The 24,111-nt window shown below is 67.4% G+C and carries 22 protein-coding genes and 1 pseudogene; 10 read left to right on the top strand and 13 right to left on the bottom strand.

Translation table 11 applies throughout. The annotated features are described in order from the left end of the window. Positions 1-197: 197 nt before the first annotated feature. Positions 198-947, bottom strand: a complete 750-nt coding sequence (locus tag V3B48_RS16490; RefSeq protein ID WP_004144462.1) for a TerC family protein — start codon at positions 945-947, stop codon at positions 198-200. Between the two features lie 32 nt (positions 948-979). Further along, positions 980-1,375: a diacylglycerol kinase gene (locus V3B48_RS16485; protein WP_032129924.1), complete on the bottom strand. Its 396-nt coding sequence runs from the start codon at positions 1,373-1,375 to the stop codon at positions 980-982. Between the two features lie 213 nt (positions 1,376-1,588). Here V3B48_RS16485 and V3B48_RS16480 point away from each other — a divergent pair, with 213 nt between their 5' ends. After that, on the top strand, positions 1,589-2,290 hold the full coding sequence (locus V3B48_RS16480; protein ID WP_329894086.1) for an SGNH/GDSL hydrolase family protein: 702 nt from the start codon (positions 1,589-1,591) through the stop codon (positions 2,288-2,290). A gap of 116 nt (positions 2,291-2,406) precedes the next feature. Here V3B48_RS16480 and V3B48_RS16475 read toward each other — a convergent pair whose 3' ends face one another. The 3 genes from V3B48_RS16475 to V3B48_RS16465 form a co-directional block, all read right to left on the bottom strand. Next, positions 2,407-3,678, bottom strand: a complete 1,272-nt coding sequence (locus V3B48_RS16475) for a HAMP domain-containing sensor histidine kinase (protein ID WP_049399778.1) — start codon at positions 3,676-3,678, stop codon at positions 2,407-2,409. 155 nt (positions 3,679-3,833) lie between these two features. Further along, positions 3,834-4,547: a response regulator transcription factor gene (locus V3B48_RS16470; protein WP_002811889.1), complete on the bottom strand. Its 714-nt coding sequence runs from the start codon at positions 4,545-4,547 to the stop codon at positions 3,834-3,836. 87 nt (positions 4,548-4,634) lie between these two features. Continuing rightward, positions 4,635-5,279: an arylesterase gene (locus tag V3B48_RS16465; protein ID WP_049422849.1), complete on the bottom strand. Its 645-nt coding sequence runs from the start codon at positions 5,277-5,279 to the stop codon at positions 4,635-4,637. 75 nt (positions 5,280-5,354) lie between these two features. Here V3B48_RS16465 and V3B48_RS16460 point away from each other — a divergent pair, with 75 nt between their 5' ends. From V3B48_RS16460 to V3B48_RS16450, 3 genes are all read left to right on the top strand, one after another. Next, a complete protein-coding gene (locus tag V3B48_RS16460; protein WP_154262358.1) occupies positions 5,355-6,002 on the top strand; it encodes an ATP-binding cassette domain-containing protein in 648 nt (215 codons plus the stop codon). After that, positions 5,999-8,515 carry an FtsX-like permease family protein gene (locus V3B48_RS16455; RefSeq protein ID WP_329894085.1) on the top strand — a complete coding sequence of 839 codons (2,517 nt, stop codon included), beginning with the start codon at positions 5,999-6,001 and terminating at the stop codon, positions 8,513-8,515. Before V3B48_RS16460 ends, V3B48_RS16455 begins: the two co-directional genes overlap by 4 nt. Positions 8,516-8,624: 109 nt before the next feature. Further along, a complete protein-coding gene (locus tag V3B48_RS16450; protein WP_329894084.1) occupies positions 8,625-9,110 on the top strand; it encodes a hypothetical protein in 486 nt (161 codons plus the stop codon). Between the two features lie 520 nt (positions 9,111-9,630). On the opposite strand, the gene V3B48_RS16445 is transcribed toward V3B48_RS16450, so the two are convergent. From V3B48_RS16445 to V3B48_RS16425, 5 genes are all read right to left on the bottom strand, one after another. Then, positions 9,631-10,557 carry a DUF6607 family protein gene (locus V3B48_RS16445; protein ID WP_032129933.1) on the bottom strand — a complete coding sequence of 309 codons (927 nt, stop codon included), beginning with the start codon at positions 10,555-10,557 and terminating at the stop codon, positions 9,631-9,633. A gap of 73 nt (positions 10,558-10,630) precedes the next feature. After that, the gene (locus V3B48_RS16440; RefSeq protein ID WP_032129934.1) at positions 10,631-11,230 is read right to left on the bottom strand and encodes a hypothetical protein; all 600 of its coding nucleotides are present in this window, start codon (positions 11,228-11,230) and stop codon (positions 10,631-10,633) included. Between the two features lie 4 nt (positions 11,231-11,234). Then, positions 11,235-13,478 carry a TonB-dependent hemoglobin/transferrin/lactoferrin family receptor gene (locus V3B48_RS16435; RefSeq protein WP_329894083.1) on the bottom strand — a complete coding sequence of 748 codons (2,244 nt, stop codon included), beginning with the start codon at positions 13,476-13,478 and terminating at the stop codon, positions 11,235-11,237. Between the two features lie 153 nt (positions 13,479-13,631). Beyond that, complete coding sequence (locus V3B48_RS16430; protein ID WP_005412278.1) at positions 13,632-13,826, bottom strand: hemin uptake protein HemP; 195 nt, start codon at positions 13,824-13,826, stop codon at positions 13,632-13,634. 263 nt (positions 13,827-14,089) lie between these two features. Continuing rightward, a complete protein-coding gene (locus tag V3B48_RS16425) occupies positions 14,090-15,061 on the bottom strand; it encodes an aldo/keto reductase (protein WP_285303190.1) in 972 nt (323 codons plus the stop codon). A 193-nt stretch (positions 15,062-15,254) separates the two neighbouring features. Here V3B48_RS16425 and V3B48_RS16420 point away from each other — a divergent pair, with 193 nt between their 5' ends. Beyond that, positions 15,255-16,553 carry a nucleoside transporter C-terminal domain-containing protein gene (locus V3B48_RS16420; protein WP_049399786.1) on the top strand — a complete coding sequence of 433 codons (1,299 nt, stop codon included), beginning with the start codon at positions 15,255-15,257 and terminating at the stop codon, positions 16,551-16,553. A 25-nt stretch (positions 16,554-16,578) separates the two neighbouring features. Next, positions 16,579-17,544, top strand: coding sequence for a ribokinase (locus V3B48_RS16415; RefSeq protein ID WP_132809230.1), 966 nt, complete (start codon positions 16,579-16,581; stop codon positions 17,542-17,544). Between the two features lie 81 nt (positions 17,545-17,625). Here V3B48_RS16415 and V3B48_RS16410 read toward each other — a convergent pair whose 3' ends face one another. Further along, the gene (locus V3B48_RS16410) at positions 17,626-18,807 is read right to left on the bottom strand and encodes an MFS transporter (RefSeq protein WP_285303189.1); all 1,182 of its coding nucleotides are present in this window, start codon (positions 18,805-18,807) and stop codon (positions 17,626-17,628) included. Positions 18,808-18,900: 93 nt separating this feature from the next. Here V3B48_RS16410 and V3B48_RS16405 point away from each other — a divergent pair, with 93 nt between their 5' ends. From V3B48_RS16405 to V3B48_RS16390, 4 genes are all read left to right on the top strand, one after another. Then, positions 18,901-19,818 (top strand): LysR family transcriptional regulator, encoded by a 918-nt coding sequence (locus V3B48_RS16405; RefSeq protein WP_329894082.1) that lies wholly within the window; start codon positions 18,901-18,903, stop codon positions 19,816-19,818. A 109-nt stretch (positions 19,819-19,927) separates the two neighbouring features. Then, on the top strand, positions 19,928-20,359 hold the full coding sequence (locus V3B48_RS16400) for a hypothetical protein (RefSeq protein ID WP_329894081.1): 432 nt from the start codon (positions 19,928-19,930) through the stop codon (positions 20,357-20,359). A gap of 147 nt (positions 20,360-20,506) precedes the next feature. After that, entirely contained in the window at positions 20,507-21,502 is a 996-nt protein-coding gene (dusB, locus tag V3B48_RS16395; protein ID WP_285303187.1) for a tRNA dihydrouridine synthase DusB, read from the top strand. A gap of 174 nt (positions 21,503-21,676) precedes the next feature. Next, positions 21,677-22,504, top strand: a complete 828-nt coding sequence (locus tag V3B48_RS16390) for a class I SAM-dependent methyltransferase (protein WP_285301890.1) — start codon at positions 21,677-21,679, stop codon at positions 22,502-22,504. Positions 22,505-22,676: 172 nt separating this feature from the next. Here V3B48_RS16390 and V3B48_RS16385 read toward each other — a convergent pair whose 3' ends face one another. Further along, entirely contained in the window at positions 22,677-23,744 is a 1,068-nt protein-coding gene (locus V3B48_RS16385; RefSeq protein WP_329894080.1) for a metal-dependent hydrolase, read from the bottom strand. 134 nt (positions 23,745-23,878) lie between these two features. Further along, positions 23,879-24,111: pseudogene (locus tag V3B48_RS16380) on the bottom strand (IS110 family transposase); the annotation flags it as partial.

Raw genomic sequence — 24,111 nt, 5'->3', positions numbered from 1 at the left:
TCCTGGAAAAGAGCGCGTAGCCTGCGCGCTTTGCTGCCGCGGATTAAGCCTCGCCCCGGGAAAACACTGTTGACCTCAATTCACAGCTGGCGGGAACCTCCCCGTCGGGCATGGCCCGGCGAGCCCAATGGGTCCCATAACGCAGAACCCCCGGCGCTGGCCGGGGGTTCTGGGAGACACATTTGCCTGTGATCTGCTTACCAGTCGCCAGCACCCGGCACGTGGTGATCGCGTGCGCGGCGGCGCATCAGCAGGTTCAGCCATTCCACCAGCACCGAGAAGCCCATGGCGGCATAGATGTAGGGCTTGGGCACGTGCACGTCCAGGCCATCCAGGATCAGCACCGCACCGATCAGCAGGATGAAGGCCAGTGCCAGCATCTTCACGGTCGGGTTTGCGTCGATGAAGCGGCCCAGCGGGTTGGCGGCCAGCAGCATCACCAGCACCGACAGCAGGATGGCGGCGACCATCACCGGGATGTGATCGGCGATGCCGACGGCGGTGATCACCGAGTCCAGCGAGAACACGATGTCGATGATGGCGATCTGCAGGATGACCATGCCGAATACACCCGAGGCCTTGCTGGTGGCCGGGTTCTCGTCTTCGCCACCGGTGATCAGTTCCTTGATCTCCATGTAGCCCTTGATGATCAGGAACAGGCCACCGACGATCAGCACCAGGTCGCGGATGGAGATGCCCATACCAGCCACGGTGAACAGGTTGGCGGACATGTGCGCCAGATAGGCCAGCGACACCAGCAGGGCGATGCGGGTGATGCAGGCCACGGCGATGCCGAGCTTGCGCGCGAACGGGCGACGCTCTTCCGGCAACTTGCTGACCGCGATGGAAATGAACACCAGGTTGTCGATGCCGAGCACGATTTCCAGTGCGCTCAGGGTGAACAGGGTCACCCAGGCATTGGGGTCGGCGAGGAACTCAAAGGACATGGAAACTCTTCAGGGCAGTGGGGGAATGGGGATCAGCCGTAATTGCCGGCCATTGCATGCGGGACCACAACCAGCGCCCAGCACAGAAGCACGTTCATCATCAGCACGAAGACCGCCGCCGAACCCATGTCCTTGGCGCGGCCGGCCAGCTCGTGGATCTCGCTGCCGTAACGTTCGATCACCGCCTCGATGGCCGAGTTGGCCAGTTCCATCGCCAGCACCAGCAGCATCGAGCCGATCAGCAGCGCGCGCTCGACCGGGGTCTGGCCCAGCCAGACCGCAACCGGGGTCAGCAGGATCAGCAGGTAGACCTCCAGCCGGAACGAGGACTCATGCAGCCAGGCGGCGCGCAGGCCCTGCCAGGACCAGCGGGCGGCCTGGAAGATGCGGCGCGGGCCGCGGGGCAGATGGCCGAACTGATCAGCCACGGGTGGAACATCCAGCAACAGGGGCGCGGCGCAGCGACCGCTCAGACGCACGGCAGGGAATCATGGGTGCACAGGGATAGGCAGATGGCCGCCATTTTGCCACAAGGCCGCCAGCCGCATCCCGGCACCGGCCCGGTGAATGGACTGCCAGGGGCAAGCCCCGGCCCGCCCCAGCTTCTATGATGGCTTTCCCCTTCCCTGCTGGAGCGCCTGATGTCCCGTCGCCGTACCTGCCTGCTGATGCTGGGCCTGCTGACCGCCGCCCCCCTGGCCCAGGCGCTGAGCCCGGCCAAGCCGCCGCGCGTGCCCGAGCAGGTCTCCAACGTGGCCTGGGCCGGCGACATGGCCCACTTTGCCAGCGCCGACCAGGCCAGCCCGCCGCCACGGGGCGGCATCGAGTTCATCGGCAGCTCCTCGATCCGCTTCTGGGAGAGCCTGGCCACCGACTTCCCCGGCGAGCCGGTGTTCAACCGTGGTTTCGGCGGTTCGGAAGTGCGCGACAGCACCTGGTATGCCGACCGCATCGTGGTGCCGTATGCACCGTGCAAGGTATTCTTCTACGCCGGTGACAACGACCTCAACAGCGGCCGCAGCGCCGTGCAGGTGCGCGACGATGTGGTTGCCTTCGTGCAGCGCGTGCATCGCGACCTGCCGAAGACGAAGGTGGAGTACCTGTCGATCAAGCCAAGCCCGTCGCGCGCACACCTGCTGCCGGCGATCAACGAGGCCAACACGCTGATCAAGGCAGCCCTGGCCAAGCTGCCCAACACCGGTTTCACCGACGTCTACACGCCGATGCTCGGCACCGACGGCCAGCCGGATGCGTCGCTGTTCCGCGAGGACATGCTGCACATGACCCCGGCCGGCTATGCGATCTGGACCAAGGCGCTGGCGCCGAAGGTGAAGTGCGATTGAAGAAGGCTGCGGCCTCGCTCCGGTAGATGCCAACCTTGGTTGGCATGGGGCACCGGCGTGAATCCTGTTGAAAGCGCCGACCAAGGTCGGCATCTACCGAGGCAGCAGGTGCCGCGTCAGCGGAACACCACCGTGGCCTCGGTGCCCTGACCCGGCTCGCTGGCCAGGCTGACCTTCCAGCCGAAGCGGTCGCACAGCCGGCGCACGATCGACAGGCCCAGGCCGGTGCCCTGCGGGCGGCTCGGCTCGGCGCGGTAGAACGGCTCGAAGGCCCGCGACAGTGCGTCGGCCGACATGCCGATACCAGTATCGCGCACCACCACCCGATCGTTGTGCACATGCACGTCGATGCGCCCCTCATCGGTGTAACTGCACGCGTTGCGCACCAGATTGCTGACCACCACCTGCAGCACCCGCGGCGGCGCATGCAGCTGCACCGGGCCATCGCTGTGCAGGTGCACCGACACCGGGCGCGTACCCAGCAGTTCGTTGGCGTTGTCCACTTCGTAGCGGACGATGTCGTTGACGTCGAACAGCTCGACCTGGGGCTCGACGTCGGCCTCGCGGGCCAGGATCAGGAAGGCATCGATCACCGCCTCCATGTCACGGCCGGCACGCTGGATGCGCTGCAGGCTGCGGCGCAGGCGCGGCTCCAGGCTGTCATCGCCCAGCGCCATGTCGCTGGCCACGCGGATGACGGTCAGCGGTGTGCGCAGTTCATGGCTGGCATCGCGGGTGAAATTGCGCTCGCGCGCCACGTGCGCGCTGACCCGGTTGGCCAGCGAATGCAGTGCGGCCGCCAGCTGGCGGGTTTCGCCCTGCATGTCCGCCGGCAGCTTGTTCGGCTCCAGGTCGGCCGCCTCCGGGTGGCCCGGGTCCCAGCGCGAGACGCGTCGCGCCAGCCAGTTCACCGGCGATACCAGGCGCTTGGAAGCACGATAGGTGACCCAACTGGCGCCATACACCGCCAGCAGGGTCAGCAGCACCGGCACGATGCCGAACCAGAACGCCAGCATCTCCGCACGCGAACGCAGGAATACCAGGTAGAGGCGGCCGGCCGGGCGCACATCGACCAGCACCAGCTGGTCGTCCTTGGGCAGTTCGTGGAAGCCGGGCTCCAGGTTGCGCAGATTGGCCGGCAACGACAGGGCCGACTGCCCGCTTTCCAGCAGGTAGCCACGGATGTTCTGGGTGTTGGGTGGCGGCTGCACCGGCGAGGCCTCGTGCAGCGTCCAGAAGTACGCCGCCTCCTCGCGCAGGGCGGCGCCGACCAGGCTGTGCTTGATCACCAGCGAAACCAGCCACGCACCGAGCAGGATGCCCAGGCTGGCCAGCACTGCCTGCAGGATGAAAGCGATACGGATCTTGCGCGGCAGGCCGTGCGGCATTGCGGGGTCCCGGTCAGAGCGCTGCGATTATAGGCAGCGCACCGCGCCGTTGGGATGCACGGGCGATGACCGGCGGCACTGCCGGACGGTCATCCCCTGCCCTTGTGCCTGGCCGCAGCCCGGCCCGGCCTGCGGCTGCACCGGCGCGGGCCTGCTCAGGCCATCGGCTGGGCGATGTCGGCAATGCGGTAGCCGGCACTCTGCACGGTATGCAGCAGCGGACGGTCGAACGGCTTGTCGATGATCTTGCGCAGGTTGTACAGGTGGCTGCGCAGGGTGTCCGAATCCGGCAGGCCGTTGCCCCAGATCTCGCGTTCGATCTCCTGGCGGGTGACCACGCGCGGCGATTCGCGCATCAGGATGGTCAGCAGGCGCAGGCCGATCGGCGACAGCTGCAGCTCGGTACCGGCACGGGTGGCACGCATGCTGACCGGATCGAGCACCAGGTCGGCGACCTTCAGCACTTCCGAACCCACCTGGCGACGCTCGCGGCGGATCAGCGCGCGCAGGCGGGCTTCCAGCTCCTGGATCGCGAACGGCTTGGTCAGGTAGTCATCGGCGCCGAAACCGAGGCCGGTGAGCTTGTCGTCCAGCGTGTCGCGTGCCGTGAGCATCAGCACCGGGGTGGACTTGCGCGCATCGTTGCGCAGGCGACGGCACACTTCGATGCCATCCAGGCGCGGCAACATCAAGTCGAGCACCACGACGTCATAGCTGTTCTCCGCCGCAAGGCGGTAGCCATCCAGGCCGTCCTGTGCATAGTCGACTTCGAAGCCGCGACCTTCCAGGTATTCCCCGATCATCTCGGAGATGTTGCGGTTGTCTTCGACCACCAGCACCAAGCCGGAGGTCTCCTTCGTCTGACGCATGTGATTCCCTCTAACTTCAGCTTTGTGAAACATGCCGGATCGACGGTGGACGCGATGTGAAGTTCCGTCAAGAGGTAAACAAACGGTTCAGAGCAGCGGTCTGAGCAGCGGCCAGACGTTGTCCAGCACCTTCGGCTGCGCCTGTGCGGTCGGGTGCAGCCCGTCGGCCTGCATCATGCCCGGCTGCAGGGCCACGCCCTCCAGCAGGAAGGGCAGCAGCGGCACCTTGTACTGCGTGGCCAGCGCTTTGTAGGCCGCCGCCAGGCGCTGGCGATAGGCTGGCCCGTAATTGGGCGGCACGTCGATGCCCAGCAGCAGCACCTTGGCACCGGCCTTCTGGCTGGCCTGCACCATCTTTTCCAGGTTGCCCTGCACCTGCGCCGGGGTCAGCCCGCGCAGTGCGTCATTGCCGCCGAGGGCAATCACCACCACGGTCGGCTTTTCCTTCGCCAGCAGGCCCGGCAGGCGGGTCAGTGCGCCGGCGGTGGTCTCCCCGCTCATGCTGGCGTTGACGATGCGCGCCGGTGTTTTCGACTGCTGCCTGACCCGCTGCTGCAGCAGGCTCACCCACCCGGCGTCGGCAGGGATATTGTGGGCAGCACTGAGGCTGTCGCCGAGCACCAGCACGGTGCCAGCCGGACCTTTGGCACACGCCAGCCCAGGCAGCAGCAGGAACCCTAGCAGCAGCACCATCATCACGCCGGCTCGCCGGCTCCATCCCGTCTTGCGCATTGGAGTCTCCTCATCGACAGCCTGTCCCCCCGCAGCGCGTCCGTTGCCATCGCCGTCGACCAGGTCGGCAAATCCGTGCAGGGCCCGGAGGGTGAAGTCCACATACTGGACAACATCACCCTGACCGTCCATGAAGGGACCAGCGCGGCCATCGTCGGTGCCTCCGGTTCCGGCAAGACCACCCTGCTCGGCCTGCTGGCCGGGCTGGACCTGCCCAGCCGCGGCCGCATTGCGCTGGCCGGCCAGGACCTGGCGGCGCTGGACGAGGAGGCCCGCGCCCAGCTGCGCGCGCGTGAGGTCGGCTTCGTGTTCCAGAGCTTCCATCTGCTGCCGGCACTGACCGCCGCCGAGAATGTCGCGCTGCCGCTGGAACTGGCCGGGCGCGAAGACCGGGCGCGGGTCGATGAAGTGTTGGCCCAGGTCGGCTTGGCCCATCGCGCCCGCCACTATCCACGCCAGTTGTCGGGCGGCGAGCAGCAGCGCGTGGCACTGGCACGTGCCTTCGTCACCCGCCCGCGCATTCTGTTCGCCGACGAACCGACCGGCTCGCTGGACCACGCCACCGGCCAGCACATCAGCGACCTGCTGTTCGAACTCAACGCCGGCAGCGGCACCACCCTGGTGCTGGTCACTCACGACCTGCGCCTGGCCCAGCGTTGCCAGTACATCCACCGCATCGACGACGGCCGCCTGCTGCCGGTCGAGCGTGGGGCGCAGGCATGAACCTGCTGCGGCACGCGTGGCGCGCGCTGCGCCGCGAGGCGCTGGCCGGCGACCTGCTGACCGTGTTCGCCGCGCTGGTGCTGGGCGTGGCGGTGATGACCGCGGTCGGCACGCTGGTGAACCGGGTCAACCTGGCACTGACCGGCAGCGCAGCGGAAATGCTTGGCGGCGACCTCGGCATCGCCGGGCGCGATGACCCGCCGCAGGCGTTCGCCGACGAGGCGCAGCGGCGCGGACTTTCCTACACCCGTATCGCCAGCTTCGGCAGCGTGCTGTTCAACGCCGATGCCAGCCAGATGGCCAGCATCAAGGCGGTGCAGGCGGGCTATCCGCTGCGTGGCACGCTGCGGGTGCGGGCCACGCCCGGGGGCGCCCTGATCGACAAGGCCGGCATGCCGGCCAAGGGCCAGGCCTATGCCGACCCACGCCTTCTCCAGGGGCTGGGACTGAAGGCCGGTGACGACCTTGAATTCGGCGCTGGCACGCTGCGCATCGCCGGCATCATCGAGGCCGAGCCGGATACCGGCGGCGATCTGCTTACGCTTTCCCCCACCCTGCTGGTCAACCGCGCCGATGTGGAAGGCACCGGCCTGCTCGGTCCGGGCAGCCGCATCAACTACCGGCTGATGTTCGCCGGAGCAGCAGAGCCGATCGCGGCACTTCGGCAATGGCTGCTGCCGCAGGTGAAGGGCCTGCGCTTGCTGAGTGTGGACGACACCCAGCGTGGCGTGCGCCAGGCGTTCGACCTGGCCGGGCGCTTCCTCGGCCTCAGCGCGCTGCTGGCGGTATTGCTGGCCGGTGTTGCCACGGCGCTGGCGGCGAACCGCTTCGCCCTGCGCCGCATCGACCAGGTGGCGATCCTGCGCTGCCTGGGCGCGCGCCAGCGCGACATCCTGTCCGGTCTGGCACTGCAGCTGCTGATGCTGGCGGTGCCGGCCTGCGCACTCGGCATCGGCCTGGGCATGGCGGCGCAGGAAGGCCTGGTGCAGGTGCTGGGCAGCCTGGTGCCGCAGCGCCTGCCGCTGCCCGAGGCAATGCCTGCGCTGACCGGTGCCGGCATCGGGCTGTTGCTGCTGTTCGGCTTCGGCCTGCCCCCGCTGCTGCGCCTGCGCGGGGTGCCGCCGATGCGGGTGCTCAACCGTTCCTTCGCCGCCCTGCCGCCGGCTTCGCTGCTGGCCTACGTGGCTGCCCTGGCGGCCAGCCTGCTGCTGGCGGTGCAGGTCACCGGTGATCTCAAGCTGGCGCTGTGGGTGCTGGGCGGGTTGGCCGCGCTGGCGGTGGCGGCCGGCGTGGTCGGCTTCGTGCTGCTGCAGCTGCTGCGCGGCCTGCAGCACCGCCTGCATGGCCACTGGCGGCTGGGTCTGGCCGCGCTGACCCGGCGCCGGATGCTGGCGGTGATGCAGCTGGTGGGGCTGTCGCTGTCGCTGTGCGCGCTGTTGCTGCTGGCGGTGACCGGCCCCGGCCTGCTGCAGCAGTGGCGCGAGCGACTGCCCGCGGATACGCCGAACTACTTCCTGATCAACATCCAGCCCGAACAGCGCGACAGCGTGCTGGCCGCACTGCGTGGACTCGGCGCCAACGACGCCAGCATCGAACCGATGGCCACTGGCCGCCTGATCGCGATCAACGGCAAGCCGCCGCTGCGCGTGGACCGCTCGCCGGAGCAGAACGGGCAGCCGGCACAGGGCGAAGGCCAGCGCGATGACGACGACGAGAACCGGCCGTTGAACTTCAGCTGGCGCAGCAGCTTCCCGCCGGCCAACACACTGGTCAACGGCACCTTCTGGAAGGCAGACAGCACCGCCGCCGAAGCCTCGGTGGAAATCGGCTGGGCCAAGCGCTACGGCGTGCATCCCGGCGACCGCATCACCATTGCGGTGGGCGAGCAGGAACGCGAGTTCACTGTCACCAGCGTGCGCAAGGCCGACTGGAACACTTTCCGTCCGAACTTCTTCGTGCTGCTGAACCCGAATGCGGTGGGCGATACGCCACACAACCTGCTGTCGGCATTCCATCTACCGGCCGGCAAGGCCGCCGGACTGGGCGAGCTGGTACGCGCGCAGCCGAACCTGTCGCTGCTGGACGTGGACGCGGTGATCTCGCAGGTGCGCGATGTGATGGAACGGGTGGCACAGGCGGTGCAGCTGGTGATGGTGTTCAGTCTGCTGGCCGGCGTGCTGGTGCTGCTGGCCGCGCTGCAGGCCACGGCCGGTGAACGCCGCTACGACAGCGCGGTGCTGCGCACGCTGGGCGCGACCCGGCGCCAGCTGCGTGGCGCGGTACTGGTGGAATTCGGTGCGCTGGGCACGCTGGCGGCGTTGCTGGCGGTGGGCGCGGCCGCTGCGATCGGCGTGGTGGTTTCGCAGAAGGTGTTCGAGCTGCCGTTGCTGCCGCCGTGGCCGGGCCTGCTGATCGGCGGCGTGGTCGGCATCGGCTTGAGCCTGCTGGCAGGCTGGTGGGGTACGCGGGCGATCCTGCATACGCCACCGGCACTGGCCCTGCGCGAAGCCTGACGCGATCGTGACACGCTCGGGTGGGGCGCTATGCTGCGCGCCCCACCCGATCAGATCGTCCGGAAGCGCGGAACGTTGCTCCCGCGCTCACGATGTTCAAGGAATGAAGATGAAATACAGCCTCTGTCTGCGCATCCTTCTGGCCAGTTCCCCGCTGCTCACCGCGGTGCTACCCGCAGGCGCCCGCGCGGCGGAGGGCTATGTTCCTGACACGGTGCAGGCCTTCGTGCTGGAAACGGTGCTGGCCGATGAAGCGCAAGCCTTCCTCGAGGGCCACCCGACCTATCTGGTTCCGGCCAGCGTGTCACGCACGCGCAGCGATGCCGGCGTGGTGGCCGACCTGCGTGCTGAGTTCGACCGGTTCTACCGGGGCCAACCGAAGCCGAGAAAGGAAGTGGCGCACATGGCGATCCTCGTCGCACAGACCGCGCTGCTGCTGCCGGACCGTATCGCCTGCAGCACGGATCGAGTGCGTTGCCACCAAGCTGTCATGGGCGTCCGCACCCGCGATGACGAGGCCAGCCTGCAGGCTACCCTGCGTGCCTTCCAGGACGCCGGGCTGGACCTGACCACCTTGAGTGGGCCGGCGTCCTGAGTGCATCGCATCCACGCATGGCGTGGATGCAGCGTGCGATCACCAATGGAAAGCGTGCCGAGCAAGCTCGGCACCTACCAGAAGCGGATATGCGGCACGGTAGATCCACGCCATGCGTGGATGCGGTGTGCGATCACCGACGAAGAGCGTGCCGAGCAAGCTCGGCACCTACCAGGAGCAGATATCCGGCACGGCACATCCACATCACGCGTGGATGCGGTCTGTGATCACCGGCGAAGAGCGTGCCGAGCAAGCTCGGCACCTACCAGGAGCGGATATGCGGCACGGTAGATCCACGCCATGCGTGGATGCGGTGTGCGATCACCGACGAAGAGCGTGCCGAGCAAGCTCGGCACCTACCAGGAGCGGATATCCGGCACGGCACATCCACATCACGCGTGGATGCAGCGTGCGATCACCGATGGAGAGCGTGCCGAGCAAGCTCGGCACCTACCGGAAGCAGAGGTTGGTAGATCCACGCCATGCGTGGATGCGGCCGTGGAGTCGAGCAGGGCTCGACTTACTGGGCCTTTTCCACGTACTTGGCGAACACGTCGTCGATCTGCTTGTCCTTCACCTTCTTGCCGGCCTGGATCTCTTCGGCCTGGGTGAACATCGGGATGATCATCGCCATGCCGTCGATCTTGGTCTTCAGGTGCACGCCCGGCGCCTGGCCGAGGAAGCCGTCCCAGCGCTGGCGCACCTTGGCCCAGTAACCGGCAGTGGCCTTCCAGTAGTTTCGCGCCGGGGTGAAGTCGACCTCGGTGGTCTTCACGTAGTCGTTGAAGCCGAACTCGCGGGCGATCTCCACCTGGCTGCCATCGGCGTTGCGCTGCACCTTGGTGTTGAACTGCTCGTGGGTCCAGCCGTTCGGGGTCAGCGTGTGGCGGTTGATCACGGCCAGCGCGTTGTAGTCACTGCGCTTGGTGTACTCACGGCGCGGCAGCGGACGCCAGCTCAGGTCGCTGGTCCAGCTCGGCACGTTGTTGGTGTAGGTCCACGTGCCGGTGCCGCAATAGCGCGGTGCGTCGCTCACTTCGTATACGCACTGGGTCCAGGCGCCCTGGTTCACCGCCGCCGGAATGCTGCGCACCTTCCAGGTCTGGTCGGCACTGAACTCGAAACGGTTCGGTGCTTCGTACACCCAGTCCTGACGCCAGTGCTTGGTGATGTGGCCGCTCTTCTCGTCCAGCAGCAGGTGCTGCAGCACGATGCGCTTCGGCGTGTCCTCGACCACGATGACCACTTCGCTGCCGCCGCTGCGCATCGCCGGTGCGCGCTCGTAACCCGGCTTCAGCAGCACGGTCTCATCGAAGGCGAAGTCCACGGTGTACTCACCCTGCATGGCAAGGATGCTGTCGTGGTCACGGGCGATATCGGAGGGCTGCGCGCTGGCCACGCCGCTGGCGGCGAGCACAAGCAGGGCGCTGGCTGTCTGGAGCTTCATCGGGGTCTTCCTTCGGGGTTGCAGATGCGTTGAGAGGCCGTCCGTGGCCGACAGGCGTTCCATCAGGAGTGGGTCACAGGCGGATCAGCGGCAGGTCGCCGGGAATCCGCGGCGCCGGACGCCGCGCGGCATCGGCACAGCAGCAATCGTCGATTGCCAGCTCGCCTTCGGCACCTTCCAGCCGTGCAATGCGGCGCGCGGTGGCTGCGCCCAGCGAGGACAGGGTCGACAGACTGGCGGCCAGCGTGCGGCCATCGTCGGCGGCATGCAGGCGCAGCGCGCACAGGCGCCAGCGCTGGCCACCCAGATGACCGGCCAGGCGCCGCCACAGGCGTTCGCCGACACTGCCGTCGCTGTCGTGCTCGGGCCCCGGCGGCAGCGCAGCCACCAGCCGGTCCCAGGCCAGGAAGTCGCTGTCCGGCAGCAGGTACAGGCGCCACACGCAGCGGCCGCGGCCATCGAGGAAGCACAGGCTTTCGCGCAGGCCTTCGCTGTCCACGCCCTGGCAGGCATGCACGCGTACGGCCTGGCGCCAGCCGCCCAACTCGTTGCCGTCGGCGTGGTACAGGCACAGCACGGTGCCGAGCGTGGCCAGCTGTGCCGGGGTCGGCCAGGCCGCGCTGTGCGGCGCGGCGATGGAGTCATTCCTGCGTGCGGACAGTGCTCGGCTCATGAGGTCACCAGGAAACGGCAAGGCTGGCGGAGAAGGTGCGGCCCGGGCTGCTGAAACGATCGCTCAGTGCGCGGTTGGTGATCAGGCTCGGGGTGATGGACGACCATTCGATGTAGCGCTTGTCGGCCAGGTTGAACACGCCGACATTGAAGGTGGCACCCGGTGCGAAGTTCCAGTGCGCCATCAGGTCCAGCACGCCATAGCCGGCCGGCTGGTAGACGAACGGCGCCGGTGCGTTCGGATTGGTCTGCGCCGCCGGCGGCGGCAGGCGCTTCTTACGCTGCACGAAGGTACCGGCCAGTTCGACGCCCCAGGTATCGGTGTCGTACATCAGGCCCAGCGTGCCACGCAGCGGATCGACCGAGGCCAGCGGTTCGTCATCGGTCCGGTTGTCACCACGCGACCAGGCCAACGCACTGCGCAGCGCCCAGCCCTTCAGCGCCGGGCTGAGTTCACCGAACTCGATGCCGGCCTTCATTTCCGCGCCATAGATGCGCGCGTCGGCGATGTTCTGCGACTGGAACACGGTCAAACCCTGTGCGTTGCGGCCGGTATCGACGTTGGACTGGATGAAATCCTTGTAGTCGTTGTAGTAGCCGCTGACGCTGACGTACGCAGCCGGCGCGATGAAGCGCAGGCCCAGTTCGTAGCCGTCGCTGGTTTCCGGCTTCAGGTCCGGGTTGGCGATGGCGGTATAGCGGAAGGCAACATTGGTCAGGCCGATGTTGACGTCGTTGTACGGCGGCGAACGGAAGCCGCGCGCATAGCCGGCGAACAGCGACCACTGGTCGGTGAAGCGCCAGACCATGCCCAGCTTCGGCGACACGCTGGTCTTCTTGAGCTGCGCTACGGCGGTAGTCGGATTGTCTTCGGCGAAGATGCTGTCCACTTCCGGCTTCAGCTCGTAACGGTCCACGCGCACGCCCGGCACCAGCGACAGCTTGCCGTCGGCCAGGCGCATTTCATCCTGCGCGTACAGGCCCAACTCGGTGGTCTTGCTGATCGGGAAGTCACGCACCGGGAAGGTGTCGGGGGTAACGATGTTGCTGACCACACCGGCACGGTTGACCTGGTAGCCGTCGCGCTTCTGGCGGATCTCGGTGCGCGTGCCCTCGAAGCCGTAGGTCAACGCATGTTCGACCGCACCGGTGCTGAAGGCCTTGTTGAACTGCGCCTGCAGGCCAAAGGCATGCTGGTCGAAGGAGAACACGCGGTGACGGCGGCTGCCGTCGGTGCGGGTCTCGTCGGTCTGCTGCCGCGTTTCGCTGTTCTGCGCATACACCTGCCAATGCAGGCTGTCGGCGAACGGCTGGTCCAGCGCATCCATTTCGTGGGCAAAGGACACGCGGGTTCGCTTCTGCGTGTCGTGGGACTTCATGCCAATAGCCGCAGCCATCGCGCCGGGGCGCGGTGCAACGCTGGCAATCGCCGACAACACATTGGTATCGGTGGTGTCTTCGTTGCCTTCCACGGTCAAGCGGAAGCGCTGGTCTTCGCTCGGTGCATAGACCAGCTTGCTGAGCAGGCTGCGGCCGTCGCGGTCCTGCGGATTGGACGCGGTACGGGTGTCGTTGTCGCTGCGCACCGTGCCCTTGTTGTCCGTTTCCTGGCCCTGGTGGTGGTTGACGTTGACCAGGCCGCTCCAGTGGTCGCCACCAAAGGCGGCGGTGGCACCGCCGAGCAGGCCCTTCCACTCACCGTCGTAGCCGAACTTCAGTCCGAAGTAGCTGTTCTTGCCGTCCTTGAGGTAGTCGGCCGGGTCCTTGGTGACGAACGCCACCACGCCGCCCAGCGCATCGGAGCCGTACAGCGAGCTGGCCGGGCCGCGCACGATCTCCACGCGCTTGAGCGTATCGAGGTCGGTGAAGTTGCGGTTGGAACTGGCGAACGAACCGATGTCGAACCGGGTCGGCATGACGATGCCGTCGGTCTGGATGCGCACGCGGTTGCCGTCCAGGCCACGGATGCGGAAACCATCCAGGCCGAAGCGGGTCGCGCTGCGGGTGACCGACAGGCCCGGCTCGTAGCGCACCAGATCCTTGATGTCCTGCACCAGGTGCCGGTCCATCTGCTCACGGTCGATGACGTCCACGGTGGCCGCTACGTCACTCACGGCCCGCTCGGTGCGGGTGGCGGTGACCTGCACCCGGTCGAATTCGCGCGCATCAGGGGCGGCGGTGGCAGCAGCGTGGGCGGACAGCGGCAACGCCATCCAGACAGCAAGACACAGGGCGGTATGGCGGGTCATCGGGTTCATTCGGTCAGGCAGGGGAACCCCCGGTTACCGGCACACCCGGAAGGTGCACGCGGTAGACCGAGGGGGAGAGAGCGGGAGCGGACGGGTCGCCCACCCTGTCGGCGCTGCCGGCAGGAGGGAGGGAGGCGGGCGACCAGGCCGCGATTACTTGGTCAGGATCAGCTTGTCGTTGCTGGTGTGCCGCAGGCGATAGAAGCGGTCGCCGTGCTGGATCAGGATTTCACGACGGCCCTTGAGCAGGGCTTCACTGTCGATGACCTCTTCCGGCGGAACGACGCGGACCGGTCGATCGCGGAGGGTCAGCGTTTCGGGGCGCAGCAGTACAGGTTGAGCATTCATGAGCATCTGGACTCGTGCGAGGGACGAGTTAAATGATAATGATTCTCAGTTGACAATCAACAACCATTCTCAATTTCATTGATGAGATTAATGATCGAATTCAGGAATTCGATAGGCGACGTCAATCAAATGGCAGTTAGGTGTGTAGAGTCGACTGTTAGTCGACTGCTGTTGCTGAAGGCAGTCGACTAACAGTCGACTCCACCGAGGCCCGAACCCGAGCCGGCCCGACCGAGGCCCCGAGGCCCGGTCGGCCCCGGGGTTCAGGCGAAGACGGCTTCGACCTGGGCCCAGCCGGCCGCGTCGACCTGCTCCAGCACGTCCAGTGCCTGCAGGTTCTGCAGCAGCTGGCTGACCCGGCTTGCGCCGAGGATCACGCTGGAAACGTTCGGGTTGCGCAGGCACCAGGCAATCGCCAGCGTGGCCGGGGCATGGCCCAGCGCGCGTGCCACCTCGCTGAAGCGCCGCACCTGGCCCAGGCGGGCGCCGGCGTCGGCCCCCAGCACCAGATCCTGCAACCACTCCATGCCTTCCCGCCCCAGCCGCGCATCGGCCGGGATGCCCTGGTCGTACTTGCCAGTGAGCAGGCCCGAGGCGAGCGGCGAGAAGATGGTGGTGCCCAGGCCGGCACCCGCATACAGCGGCGCGTACTCGACCTCGACCCGCTCGCGGTGCAGCAGGTTGTACTGCGGCTGCTCCATCGACGGGCCCTGCAGGTTGCGCGCCTCGGCGATGTCCAGCGCCTGCTGGATCTGCGCCGCCGACCACTCCGAGGTGCCCCAGTAGAGGATCTTGCCCTGCCGTACCAGGGTATCCATGGCGTGCACGGTCTCGGCGATCGGCGCGTCCGGATCCGGGCGGTGGCAGTAATAAAGGTCCAGGTAGTCCACCCGCAGGCGCTTGAGCGCGGCATGGCAGGCGTCGGTCACGTGCTTGCGCGACAAGCCGCGCTGGGTCGGCCGCGGGTCCTTGGCACTGCCGAAGAACACCTTGCTGGACACGCAGAAACCGTCGCGCGGCAGTCGCAGGTCGGTGATCACGTCGCCCATGACCTGTTCGGCACGGCCGTTGGCATAACCCTCGGCGTTGTCGAAGAAGTTGACGCCATGATCCCAGGCGGTGGCCACCAGGTTGCGGGCCTCATCGCGCGGGACCTGGTCGCCGAAGGTCACCCAGGCGCCGAAGGACAAGGCGGAAATCGGCAGGCCGGTGGAGCCCAGGCGACGGTATTGCATGCGAATCTCCTGCTGCGGGCCCGCATCCGGGCCGGGATCGAACCCCATTCTACCCGTCGCCGCCAGCCGCAAGCCCTTGCCGTTGCTGGCCTGATCGGTACCGTTGGCCGCGCACACGCTGCTTTTTCTTGCCCCGGCCCCTGCCCTGCACTAGGCTTCCCGTTTTTCGCGACGCCCCAGGGGAGTCACTCACATGGTCGAAGGTTTGGGCAGGATCGGCTTCGGCCTGTTCGGGTTGGCGGTGCTGATCGGCATCACCTGGTTGTTTTCCAATAACAAGCGCGCGGTTGACTGGAAGCTGGTTGCCACCGGTATCACCCTGCAGATCGCCTTCGCGGCGCTGGTGATCCTGGTCCCGGGCGGACGCGACGTGTTCGACGCACTGGGCAAGGGCTTCGTCAAGATCCTCAGCTACGTCAACGAGGGCTCGGGCTTCATCTTCGGCTCGTTGATGGACACCAAGAACTACGGCTTCATCTTCGCCTTCCAGGTGTTGCCGACCATCATCTTCTTCTCTGCGTTGATGGGGGTGATGTACCACCTCAACGTCATGCAGGGCATCGTGCGCGTGATGGCCTGGTCGATCACCAAGGTGATGCGCGTGTCCGGTGCTGAAACCACCAGCGTCTGCGCCAGCGTCTTCATCGGCCAGACCGAGGCGCCGCTGACCGTGCGCCCGTACATCGCCAGGATGACCCAGTCCGAGCTGCTGACCATGATGATCGGCGGCATGGCGCACATCGCCGGCGGCGTGCTGGCGGCCTACGTGGGCATGCTCGGCGGTGGCGACCCGGCGCAGCAGGCCTTCTACGCCAAGCACCTGCTGGCGGCCAGCATCATGGCGGCCCCGGCCACCCTGGTCGTGGCCAAGCTGCTGATCCCGGAAACCGGCACCCCGCTGACCCGCGGCACGGTGAAGATGGAAGTCGAGAAGACCTCCAGCAACATCATCGACGCGGCCGCCGCCGGCGCCGGTGACGGCCTGAAGCTGGCGCTGAACATCGGTGCGATGCTGCTGGCCTTCATCGCCCTGATCGCGCTGCTGAACGCCCCGCTGACCTGGATCGGCGATGTGACCGGCCTGGCCGCTGCCATCGGCAAGCCGACCAACCTGTCGACCATCTTCGGTTACGTGCTGGCCCCGATCGCCTGGGTGATCGGCACCCCGTGGGCCGATGCCACCACCGTCGGTTCGCTGATCGGCCAGAAGGTCGTGATCAACGAGTTCGTGGCCTACACCGAGCTGTCGCAGATCGTGAACGGCCAGATCGCCGGCGTGAGCCTGTCCGAGGAAGGTCGTCTGATCGCCACCTACGCGCTGTGCGGCTTCGCCAACTTCAGCTCGATCGCGATCCAGATCGGCGGCATTGGCGGCCTGGCCCCGGAACGTCGCCACGACCTGGCCAAGTTCGGCCTGCGCGCGGTGTTGGGCGGTACCATTGCCACCTTCATGACGGCGACCATCGCCGGCGTGCTGACGCACTTCAGTTGAACCCTTGGTTGAGAAAAGATTCCCTATGAGCAGCAGTGTCGTTGTCGTCGGTTCCTTCAATGTCGATCACGTGTGGCGGTGCGAGTCGCTGCCGGCACCGGGTGCGACCATTGCCGGCCGTTACAGCACCGGCCCCGGTGGCAAGGGCTTCAACCAGGCCGTGGCGGCCTGCCGCGCCGGTGCCGACACGCACTTCGTGTGCGCGCTGGGCGACGACGCTGGTGGCGCCACCGCCCGTGAGCTGGCCGCGCAGGACGGCTTCGGTCTGATCGCCGAAGCCAGCAGCGAACCGACCGGCACCGCCGGCATCTACGTCGATGCCCGTGGCCGCAACACCATCGTGATCGGACCGGGTGCCAACGCCGCGCTGAGCACCGACTTCCTGCAACAGCAGCAGGCCCTGCTGACCGGCGCCAAGGTGGTGCTGGTGCAGCTGGAATCGCCGGTGCAGACCATCGAAGCGGCACTGGCCACGGCCCGCGAGGCCGGCGTCACCACCGTGCTCAACACCGCACCGGCCGACGCCCCCTCGACCATCGGCCTGCTCAAGCTGGCCGATGTGATCACCCCGAACGAAACCGAGTTCGCAGCCCTGCTCGGCCGCCATGTCGGTGAGCGCGTGGATGCCAATGACGTCGCCGCGCTGGACGGTGCCAGCCTGCATGCGCTGTGCCGCAAGCTGGTCGGCAACGGCACCGTGGTGGTGACCCTGGGTTCGGTGGGTGTGTTCGTGTCGCATGCCGATGAGAACCTGCGCGGCGATACCCAGCCGTACTACCGCGTGGGTGCCGAACAGGTGCAGGCGATCGACACCACCGGTGCCGGTGACGCCTTCAACGGTGCGCTGGCCGCGTCGCTGGCGCAGGTGGCCGACGCCCCGTTCGCCCGCCACGTGCGCTTCGCCAACCAGTTCGCCGGTCGTTCGACCGAGAAGGAAGGCGCTGCGGCGGCGATGCCGCGCTTCACTCCGGCCGACGTGGAAGTGAAGTAGATCCACGCCATGCGTGGATGAACGAGCCCGGGCATGCAGATGCCCGGGCTTTTTCATGGGCGGTCCGCGCGCGGCGCGGATCTACTGCCAGCGCCGCAACAGCAGCCCCGCTGCAATCGCCAGCAACGCCACGGCAGCAGCCACCACGCCCAGCGTGTCCAGGCCCCAGCGTTCGATCGCACCGCCGCCGAGCAGCGCGCCCAGGCCGATTCCGGCGTTGGCCGCAGACACATTCAAGGTTCCCGCCAGCGCCTGCGCCTGGGGCGCCGCACGCATCACCCGCACCTGGCACAGCGGGAACAGCGCGGTGTGCGCCACGCCCCACAGGGCCAGTGCGATCAGCACGAACGTGCCGTGGCCGGCCAGGCCGACACTGGCCAGCATGCCCAGCGCCAGCACCGCGCAGAACACCAGGGTCGCGCCCAGCGGCGCACGATCGACCCAGCGCCCGCCCAGTGCATTGCCGATCAGCCCGACGGCCCCGAAGCCCATCAGCCACCAGCCCACCTGTGCCGCCGGTACCTGCATCAGCCGCTCCAGTACATCGGCCAGATAGGTGTAGGCCGCAAACATCGCGGTGAACACCAGCACCGACAGCAGCACATGGCCCAGCAACGGCGGCTGGCGCAGCACTCGTGCCTGTTCGCCCAGCGCGCGCCGCGGTCCGGCCACGGTGTCCGGCATCCACAACGCCAGCGCGCCCGCCATCAACAGCGACAGGGCCGCCAACAGCCAGAAGCTGCCGCGCCAACCGAGTGCGTCGGCGGCCAACGTACCCAGCGGGATACCGAACAGCATTGCGGCGGTAATACCCAGGTAGACGCGCGCGACCGCACGACCGCCCTGCCCTGCAGGGGCCAGCTGCGCAGCAGTCTCACTGGCGGTGCCCCAGAACACCGGCAGGGCCAGTGCCGGCAGCACCCGCGCCAGCGCCAGCAGCCACGGCTGCGTGGCCATCGCAGCCAGCGCGTTGGAAGCCGCGAACAACAGCAGGATGGTCACGAACAGGCGGCGCCGGCCGACGTGTGACAGCAGCGCGGTCAAGGGTGGCCCGGCCAGCATCACGGTGAACGCGAACAGGGTGACCAGCTGCCCGGCACGGGCGATGCCCAGGCCAAGGTCGCGCGCCAGCGCGGGCAACAGGCCGACGATCAGGAATTCGGTGGTGACGATGACGAAGGCGGACACCGCCAGCAGGACGACCGAAAGACGTGCGCGAGCGTTTGCGTGGACAGCGGCCACGGTGGAATCGAGGGTGGACATGAGCGGGCATCAGGACAGGGGCCGCCAGCCTATTTCCTCCCTGAGTTCCGATTACTGCTATGTTTTCCATCGATTCCGGACTGGATTTCCCCCATGCTTCCCACCGAGCGCCTGCGCGGCATCGAGGCCTTCGTCGCCACCGCCGATGCTGGCAGCTTCACTGCCGCCGCCGAACGCCTGCACCTGACCAGTTCTGCGGTGGGCAAGACCATCGCGCGGCTGGAGGCGCGTCTGGGAGCGCGGCTGTTCGAACGCAGCACGCGCCGCCTTCGCCTGACCGAGGCCGGTGAGGGCTTCTACCGCACCTGCGTGCGGGTGCTGGGCGAACTGGCCGATGCCGAGTCGGTACTGGTGTCGCACGCAGACGCCCCCGTGGGCCGGCTGCGGGTGGACGCACCGGCCACCTTCGGGCGCCTGAAAGTCTGGCCGCTGCTGCTGCAGCTGGCCGACACGTTTCCGCAGCTGCGGCCACAGGTGACCTTCAGCGACCGTTTCGTCGACCTGACCGAGGACGGCATCGACCTGGCCGTGCGCATCGGTGGACCGGAGCCGCTGCCGGCCACCCTGGGCAGCCGCCTGCTCGGCTACGAATGCCTGCGCTTCTGCGCGTCCCCGGCCTATCTGGAGCGACATGGCCTGCCGACATCCGCGGCCGAGCTGGCCGGGCATGACGGCGTGCTGTTCGGACGCGCCGACGGCAGCATCGGGCCGTGGCAGGTGGCCGATGGCGGGCAGCGCAGTACACCGCTGCAGGCCCGCGCGCGCCTGGTGGTTGGCAGCGCCGAAGCGCAGGTGGCGGCGGTCGAGGCCGGCTTCGGCATCGCGCAGTTGGCCACCTGGCTGGTCGATGATGCGCTGGCGCGCGGCAGCCTTGTGTCGATCCTGCCGTCGCTGGACTGCCGCGGCCTGCCGTTGCGCCTGTTGTGGCCGCAGGGCCGGCAGCGGTTGCCACGCGTGGACGTGGCGTTGGACCGTCTCGGCAGCGGGTTGCAGATCGATCCGCCGCGCTGAGCGCAGCGCCATCACCGGCGGTCGCATCGAGCGGCTGCGACTGCCGGTCGCATTGCCCGCATCCCGCCCCTCACCCACCATCCGCGCAGCATTTCAGCGTGGGCAGGACATGAACGGATTCCCCTGGTTGCTGGTTGCCGCCGCCGGCAGTGCCATCGCAGCCTTGCTGCATATCGGCTGCATTGCCTTTGGGGCACCCTGGTACCGGTGGTTCGGCGCTGGCCAGCGCATGGTCCGGCTGGCACAGGCGGGGCATTGGTGGCCACCACTGATGACCGCCGGCATTACTGCCGTGCTGGTGGCCTGGACGCTGTATGCGCTGGCAGCCGCGGGCTGGCATTCGCCGCTGCCGGCCAGCCGTCCGGTGCTGTCGGGCATCGCCCTGCTGTTGCTGCTGCGCGCGGCGATGGGCTTCGGGCTGGCGCTGCTCCGGCCCGGCTACAACGGCCGGCACTTCTGGGTACTCAGTTCACTGGCCTGCCTCAGCCTGGGGCTGGCCTTCGCGTTGGGTACCCGCCAGGCCTGGCAGAGCCTGGGGTAGCCGCCCACCATCGCCCGCCCTTGGGGGCGGCGGAAGCAACCGTCAAGCATCTGTTGATGCCGGTACGGCATGAGCTGGGTGCGGATCGGCCTGAACCGGAACGCCCCCGACACGGCCGTACCGCCGCCCGCGCCCTACAATGGGCGCATGCAGATCGGCCCGTACACCATTGCCCCCAACGTCGTGCTGGCGCCCATGGCCGGCGTCACCGACAAGCCTTTCCGCCTGCTGTGCAAACGGCTGGGCGCGGGACTGGCCGCCTCGGAAATGACCATCAGCGACCCGCGCTTCTGGACCACGCGCAAGTCGATCCATCGCATGGACCATGACGGCGAGCCGGCACCGATCAGCGTGCAGATCGCCGGCACCGAGCCGCAGCAGTTGGCCGAAGCCGCCCGCTACAACGTGGACCACGGCGCGCAGATCATCGACATCAACATGGGCTGCCCGGCCAAGAAGGTGTGCAACGCCTGGGCCGGTTCGGCACTGATGCGCGACGAACAGCTGGTGGCGCGCATCCTCGAAGCGGTGGTCAACGCGGTGGACGTGCCGGTCACCCTGAAGATCCGCACCGGTTGGGACTGCGACCATCGCAATGGTCCGGTGATCGCGCGCATCGCAGAGAACAGCGGTATCGCGGCACTGGCGGTGCACGGCCGCACCCGCGACCAGCACTACACCGGCCAGGCCGAGTACGCCACGATCGGCGAGATCAAGGCCGCACTCCGCATTCCGGTGATCGCCAACGGCGATATCGATTCGCCGCAGAAGGCCGCCTACGTCCTGAAGGAAACCGGCGTGGATGCAGTGATGATCGGCCGCTCGGCACAGGGCCGGCCATGGATCTTCCGCGAGGTGGCGCATTACCTGGCCACCGGCGAGGAACTGCCACCGCCATCGCTGGCGGAAGTGCGCGACATCCTGCTTGGCCACCTGCACGCGCTGCATGCGTTCTATGGCGAGCCGCAGGGGGTGCGCATCGCGCGCAAGCACCTGGGCTGGTACGCCAAGGATCGACCGGAGAATGCCGCCTTCCGCGCGGTGGTCAACCGTGCCGAAGATCCGGCCAGCCAGATCGCATTGACGACCGAGTACTTCGACCGCCTGATTACCGGGGAACCGGCGTTGTCTTCGGCAGCCTGAGCGCGCCAGCCCCTCGTAACCCGCCCGACTGCCTTGATCCGTAGAGTCGAGCTTGCTCGACTGCTCCACACCGTAGAGTCGAGCGTGCTCGACTGGCTTTCTGAACAGTCGAGCGAGCTCGACTCTACGCGCCCCTTCCATTGATCACGCTCGACGCTACAAGAGCCCGCCCCCATGACCCCGCCGATTTCCTCCCCGACCTACCTGCACGGATTCTCCGGCACCGAGCAGCAGCGCCTGATGACCCAGGCACGGCTGCTGGAATCGAGCATCTTCGGCCAGATCGACTACAGCAGCGCGCGTCGCCTGCTGGAAGTCGGCAGCGGCGTCGGCGCGCAGACCGAAATCCTGCTGCGCCGCTTCCCCGAGCTGCACGTGACCGGCGTGGACCTGAGCGAAACACAGCTGGCCACCGCGCGCGAGAACCTGGCGCGCACACCGTGGTGCAGCGACCGCTACACCCTGCAGCAGGCCGACGCCGGCGAGCTGCCGTTCGAAGCACGCAGCTTCGACGCGGCGTTCCTGTGCTGGGTGCTGGAGCACGTGCCGTCACCAGCACGCGTACTAAGCGAGGTGCGCCGCGTGCTGGCCCCGGGTTCGCCGGTCTACATCACCGAAGTGATGAATGCCTCGTTCCTGCTCGACCCGTATTCGCCGCATATCTGGCGCTACTGGATGGCGTTCAACGATTTCCAGTACGACCACGGGGGCGACCCGTTCGTCGGCGCCAAGCTGGGCAACCTGCTGCTGGCCGGCGGCTTCCGCGACGTGCACACCGAGATCAAGACCATCCATCTGGACAACCGCGAACCGGCACGCCGCAAGACGATGATCGCGTTCTGGGAACAGCTGCTGCTGTCGGCTGCCGACCAGCTGCTGCAGGCCGGATCGGTGGACGAAGAAACCGTGGAAGGCATGCGTCGCGAGTTCCGTCTGGTGCAGAACGACCCGAATGCGGTGTTCTTCTATTCGTTCGTGCAGGGCCGCGCCACGGTGTATTGATTCGGCGGAGCCACGCCATGCGTGGCTGCCTTGGCCGATGCACCCCGCCATCCACGCATGGCGTGGATCTACGGATGCGACACTGCACTGCCGATGGAGGCAGTAGAGCCACGCCATGCGTGGCTGTCTTCGCCAATGTCCGCGCCATCCACTCATGGCGTGGATCTACGGATCAATGCACGGCGCTGTGGTCGGCCGCACCCGGCTGTGCTGCCGGCTCCTGCCAGATCCGCTGCCACATCGCGGCCAACCGGCGTCCGACGTCGGCGCGTGCAGCCGGGCTGCTGTAATCCACCCGCACCTGCTCGGGCGTGATCGCCCGCCACTGCCCATCAGCCTGCTCGGCCACCGCGAAGTTGAAGGTGTAGTCCGGTTCCAGCCCCATACGCAGGTCGCTCAGTACCAACCGGCCGTCCACCACCTGCGCACGCATGAAGCCACGGTTGAACCACGTCAGCTGCTGCACCGCCGGAATGGCCTGCGCTTCGCGCAACGCCTGCACGTTGGACGCATGGCCTTCGAACCGCATCGGCCCGTGATCGGCCACCAGCGAACGGTCACCCACTACGTAGCCGTTCGGCGTCATCGCCACCACGCGCCACAGCAGGGTGTTGAACGGCATCGGCACCGAGAAGCGCGGCGCATCGCCCAGGCCCATCGCCGCCAGGCTCTGCTGGGCAGCACGGTCGACCTGCGCCTTGGCGATCAGGCCCCAACCCAGGTAGGCACTGCTGACCAGCAACGCCACGCCCAGCACCTTGCCAGCCCAGGGGCGGGCGCGACCAAACCAGGCCAGCACGCAGCCCAGCAGCAGCCATACCGTGTAGCCGAGATCGATGATGAAGACACTTGAACCCATGGTCGGGTGTGGGCGCAGCGGCCACCACAGCTGGGTGCCGTAGACGGTGAACGCATCCAGCATGGGATGGGTGACCAGCGCCAGCTGGATCGCCCAGAACCAGCGCACAGGTGACTGGGCGACGCGGCCATTGCCGAAGCGCTTGAACAACCACCAGATCAGTGCCGCCACCCAAGGCAGCACCAGCAGCGAGTGGCTGAAGCTGCGGTGCTCGATCATGTTCGCCACCGGGTCGGCGGCAGTGAAGCCGAGCCACAGGGCGTCGAGGTCCGGCAGGGTGCCGAGCGCGGCACCGGCCAGCAGGGCCGCACGGCGATGTCCGGGCGGGGCGATGGCAGCAGCGACGGCGCCGCCGAGCACGATCTGGGTCAGGGAATCCATGGGCCGATGCTAGCGGCTTGCGGGCGTGCCGTCTTGATGGCACAGCCGCTCGCGCTCTTTTGTAGAGTCGAGCCATGCTCGACTGCTGTACGCGGGGCAGTCTGAGAAGAGCAGTCGAGATCCTATGTTCGCGGTCAAGCCTTCTGGAAGCAGGCTTGACCCACCTTCAGCATGGCCGGATCGAAGTCCCGGCCGCTTTTGAAGACACCCCAGGCGATCCTGGCCAGCTTTCTGGCCAGGATGTTGAAGACGGCGGTGCTGGGGTGACCGCGTTTTGACAGCTCGTCGTAGAGCGGTTGCCCCCGACGACACCGCTTGAGCCCCATGGCGGCCATGTAGAGCATCTGGCGCAGCACTGGCGCGCCCT

Source organism: Stenotrophomonas sp. SMYL20, from assembly GCF_036320045.1.
Classification (GTDB): domain Bacteria; phylum Pseudomonadota; class Gammaproteobacteria; order Xanthomonadales; family Xanthomonadaceae; genus Stenotrophomonas; species Stenotrophomonas maltophilia_A.
The sequence above is the reverse complement of the archived record's forward strand: the minus strand, read 5'-3'. Positions and strand labels throughout refer to the sequence as shown.

Bases quoted from the DNA above. Each gene is read 5' to 3' on its own strand.
- dusB (WP_285303187.1), top strand. From the start codon at position 20,507: ATGCAGATCGGCCCGTACACCATTGCCCCCAACGTCGTGCTGGCGCCC.
- V3B48_RS16455 (WP_329894085.1), top strand. From the start codon at position 5,999: ATGAACCTGCTGCGGCACGCGTGGCGCGCGCTGCGCCGCGAGGCGCTG.
- V3B48_RS16415 (WP_132809230.1), top strand. From the start codon at position 16,579: ATGAGCAGCAGTGTCGTTGTCGTCGGTTCCTTCAATGTCGATCACGTG.
- V3B48_RS16490 (WP_004144462.1), bottom strand. From the start codon at position 947: ATGTCCTTTGAGTTCCTCGCCGACCCCAATGCCTGGGTGACCCTGTTC.
- V3B48_RS16475 (WP_049399778.1), bottom strand. From the start codon at position 3,678: ATGCCGCACGGCCTGCCGCGCAAGATCCGTATCGCTTTCATCCTGCAG.
- V3B48_RS16435 (WP_329894083.1), bottom strand. From the start codon at position 13,478: ATGACCCGCCATACCGCCCTGTGTCTTGCTGTCTGGATGGCGTTGCCG.
- V3B48_RS16385 (WP_329894080.1), bottom strand. From the start codon at position 23,744: ATGGATTCCCTGACCCAGATCGTGCTCGGCGGCGCCGTCGCTGCTGCC.
- V3B48_RS16430 (WP_005412278.1), bottom strand. From the start codon at position 13,826: ATGAATGCTCAACCTGTACTGCTGCGCCCCGAAACGCTGACCCTCCGC.
- V3B48_RS16445 (WP_032129933.1), bottom strand. From the start codon at position 10,557: ATGAAGCTCCAGACAGCCAGCGCCCTGCTTGTGCTCGCCGCCAGCGGC.
- V3B48_RS16470 (WP_002811889.1), bottom strand. From the start codon at position 4,547: ATGCGTCAGACGAAGGAGACCTCCGGCTTGGTGCTGGTGGTCGAAGAC.
- V3B48_RS16450 (WP_329894084.1), top strand. From the start codon at position 8,625: ATGAAATACAGCCTCTGTCTGCGCATCCTTCTGGCCAGTTCCCCGCTG.
- V3B48_RS16390 (WP_285301890.1), top strand. From the start codon at position 21,677: ATGACCCCGCCGATTTCCTCCCCGACCTACCTGCACGGATTCTCCGGC.
- V3B48_RS16410 (WP_285303189.1), bottom strand. From the start codon at position 18,807: ATGTCCACCCTCGATTCCACCGTGGCCGCTGTCCACGCAAACGCTCGC.
- V3B48_RS16405 (WP_329894082.1), top strand. From the start codon at position 18,901: ATGCTTCCCACCGAGCGCCTGCGCGGCATCGAGGCCTTCGTCGCCACC.
- V3B48_RS16420 (WP_049399786.1), top strand. From the start codon at position 15,255: ATGGTCGAAGGTTTGGGCAGGATCGGCTTCGGCCTGTTCGGGTTGGCG.
- V3B48_RS16400 (WP_329894081.1), top strand. From the start codon at position 19,928: ATGAACGGATTCCCCTGGTTGCTGGTTGCCGCCGCCGGCAGTGCCATC.
- V3B48_RS16480 (WP_329894086.1), top strand. From the start codon at position 1,589: ATGTCCCGTCGCCGTACCTGCCTGCTGATGCTGGGCCTGCTGACCGCC.
- V3B48_RS16425 (WP_285303190.1), bottom strand. From the start codon at position 15,061: ATGCAATACCGTCGCCTGGGCTCCACCGGCCTGCCGATTTCCGCCTTG.
- V3B48_RS16465 (WP_049422849.1), bottom strand. From the start codon at position 5,279: ATGCGCAAGACGGGATGGAGCCGGCGAGCCGGCGTGATGATGGTGCTG.
- V3B48_RS16440 (WP_032129934.1), bottom strand. From the start codon at position 11,230: ATGAGCCGAGCACTGTCCGCACGCAGGAATGACTCCATCGCCGCGCCG.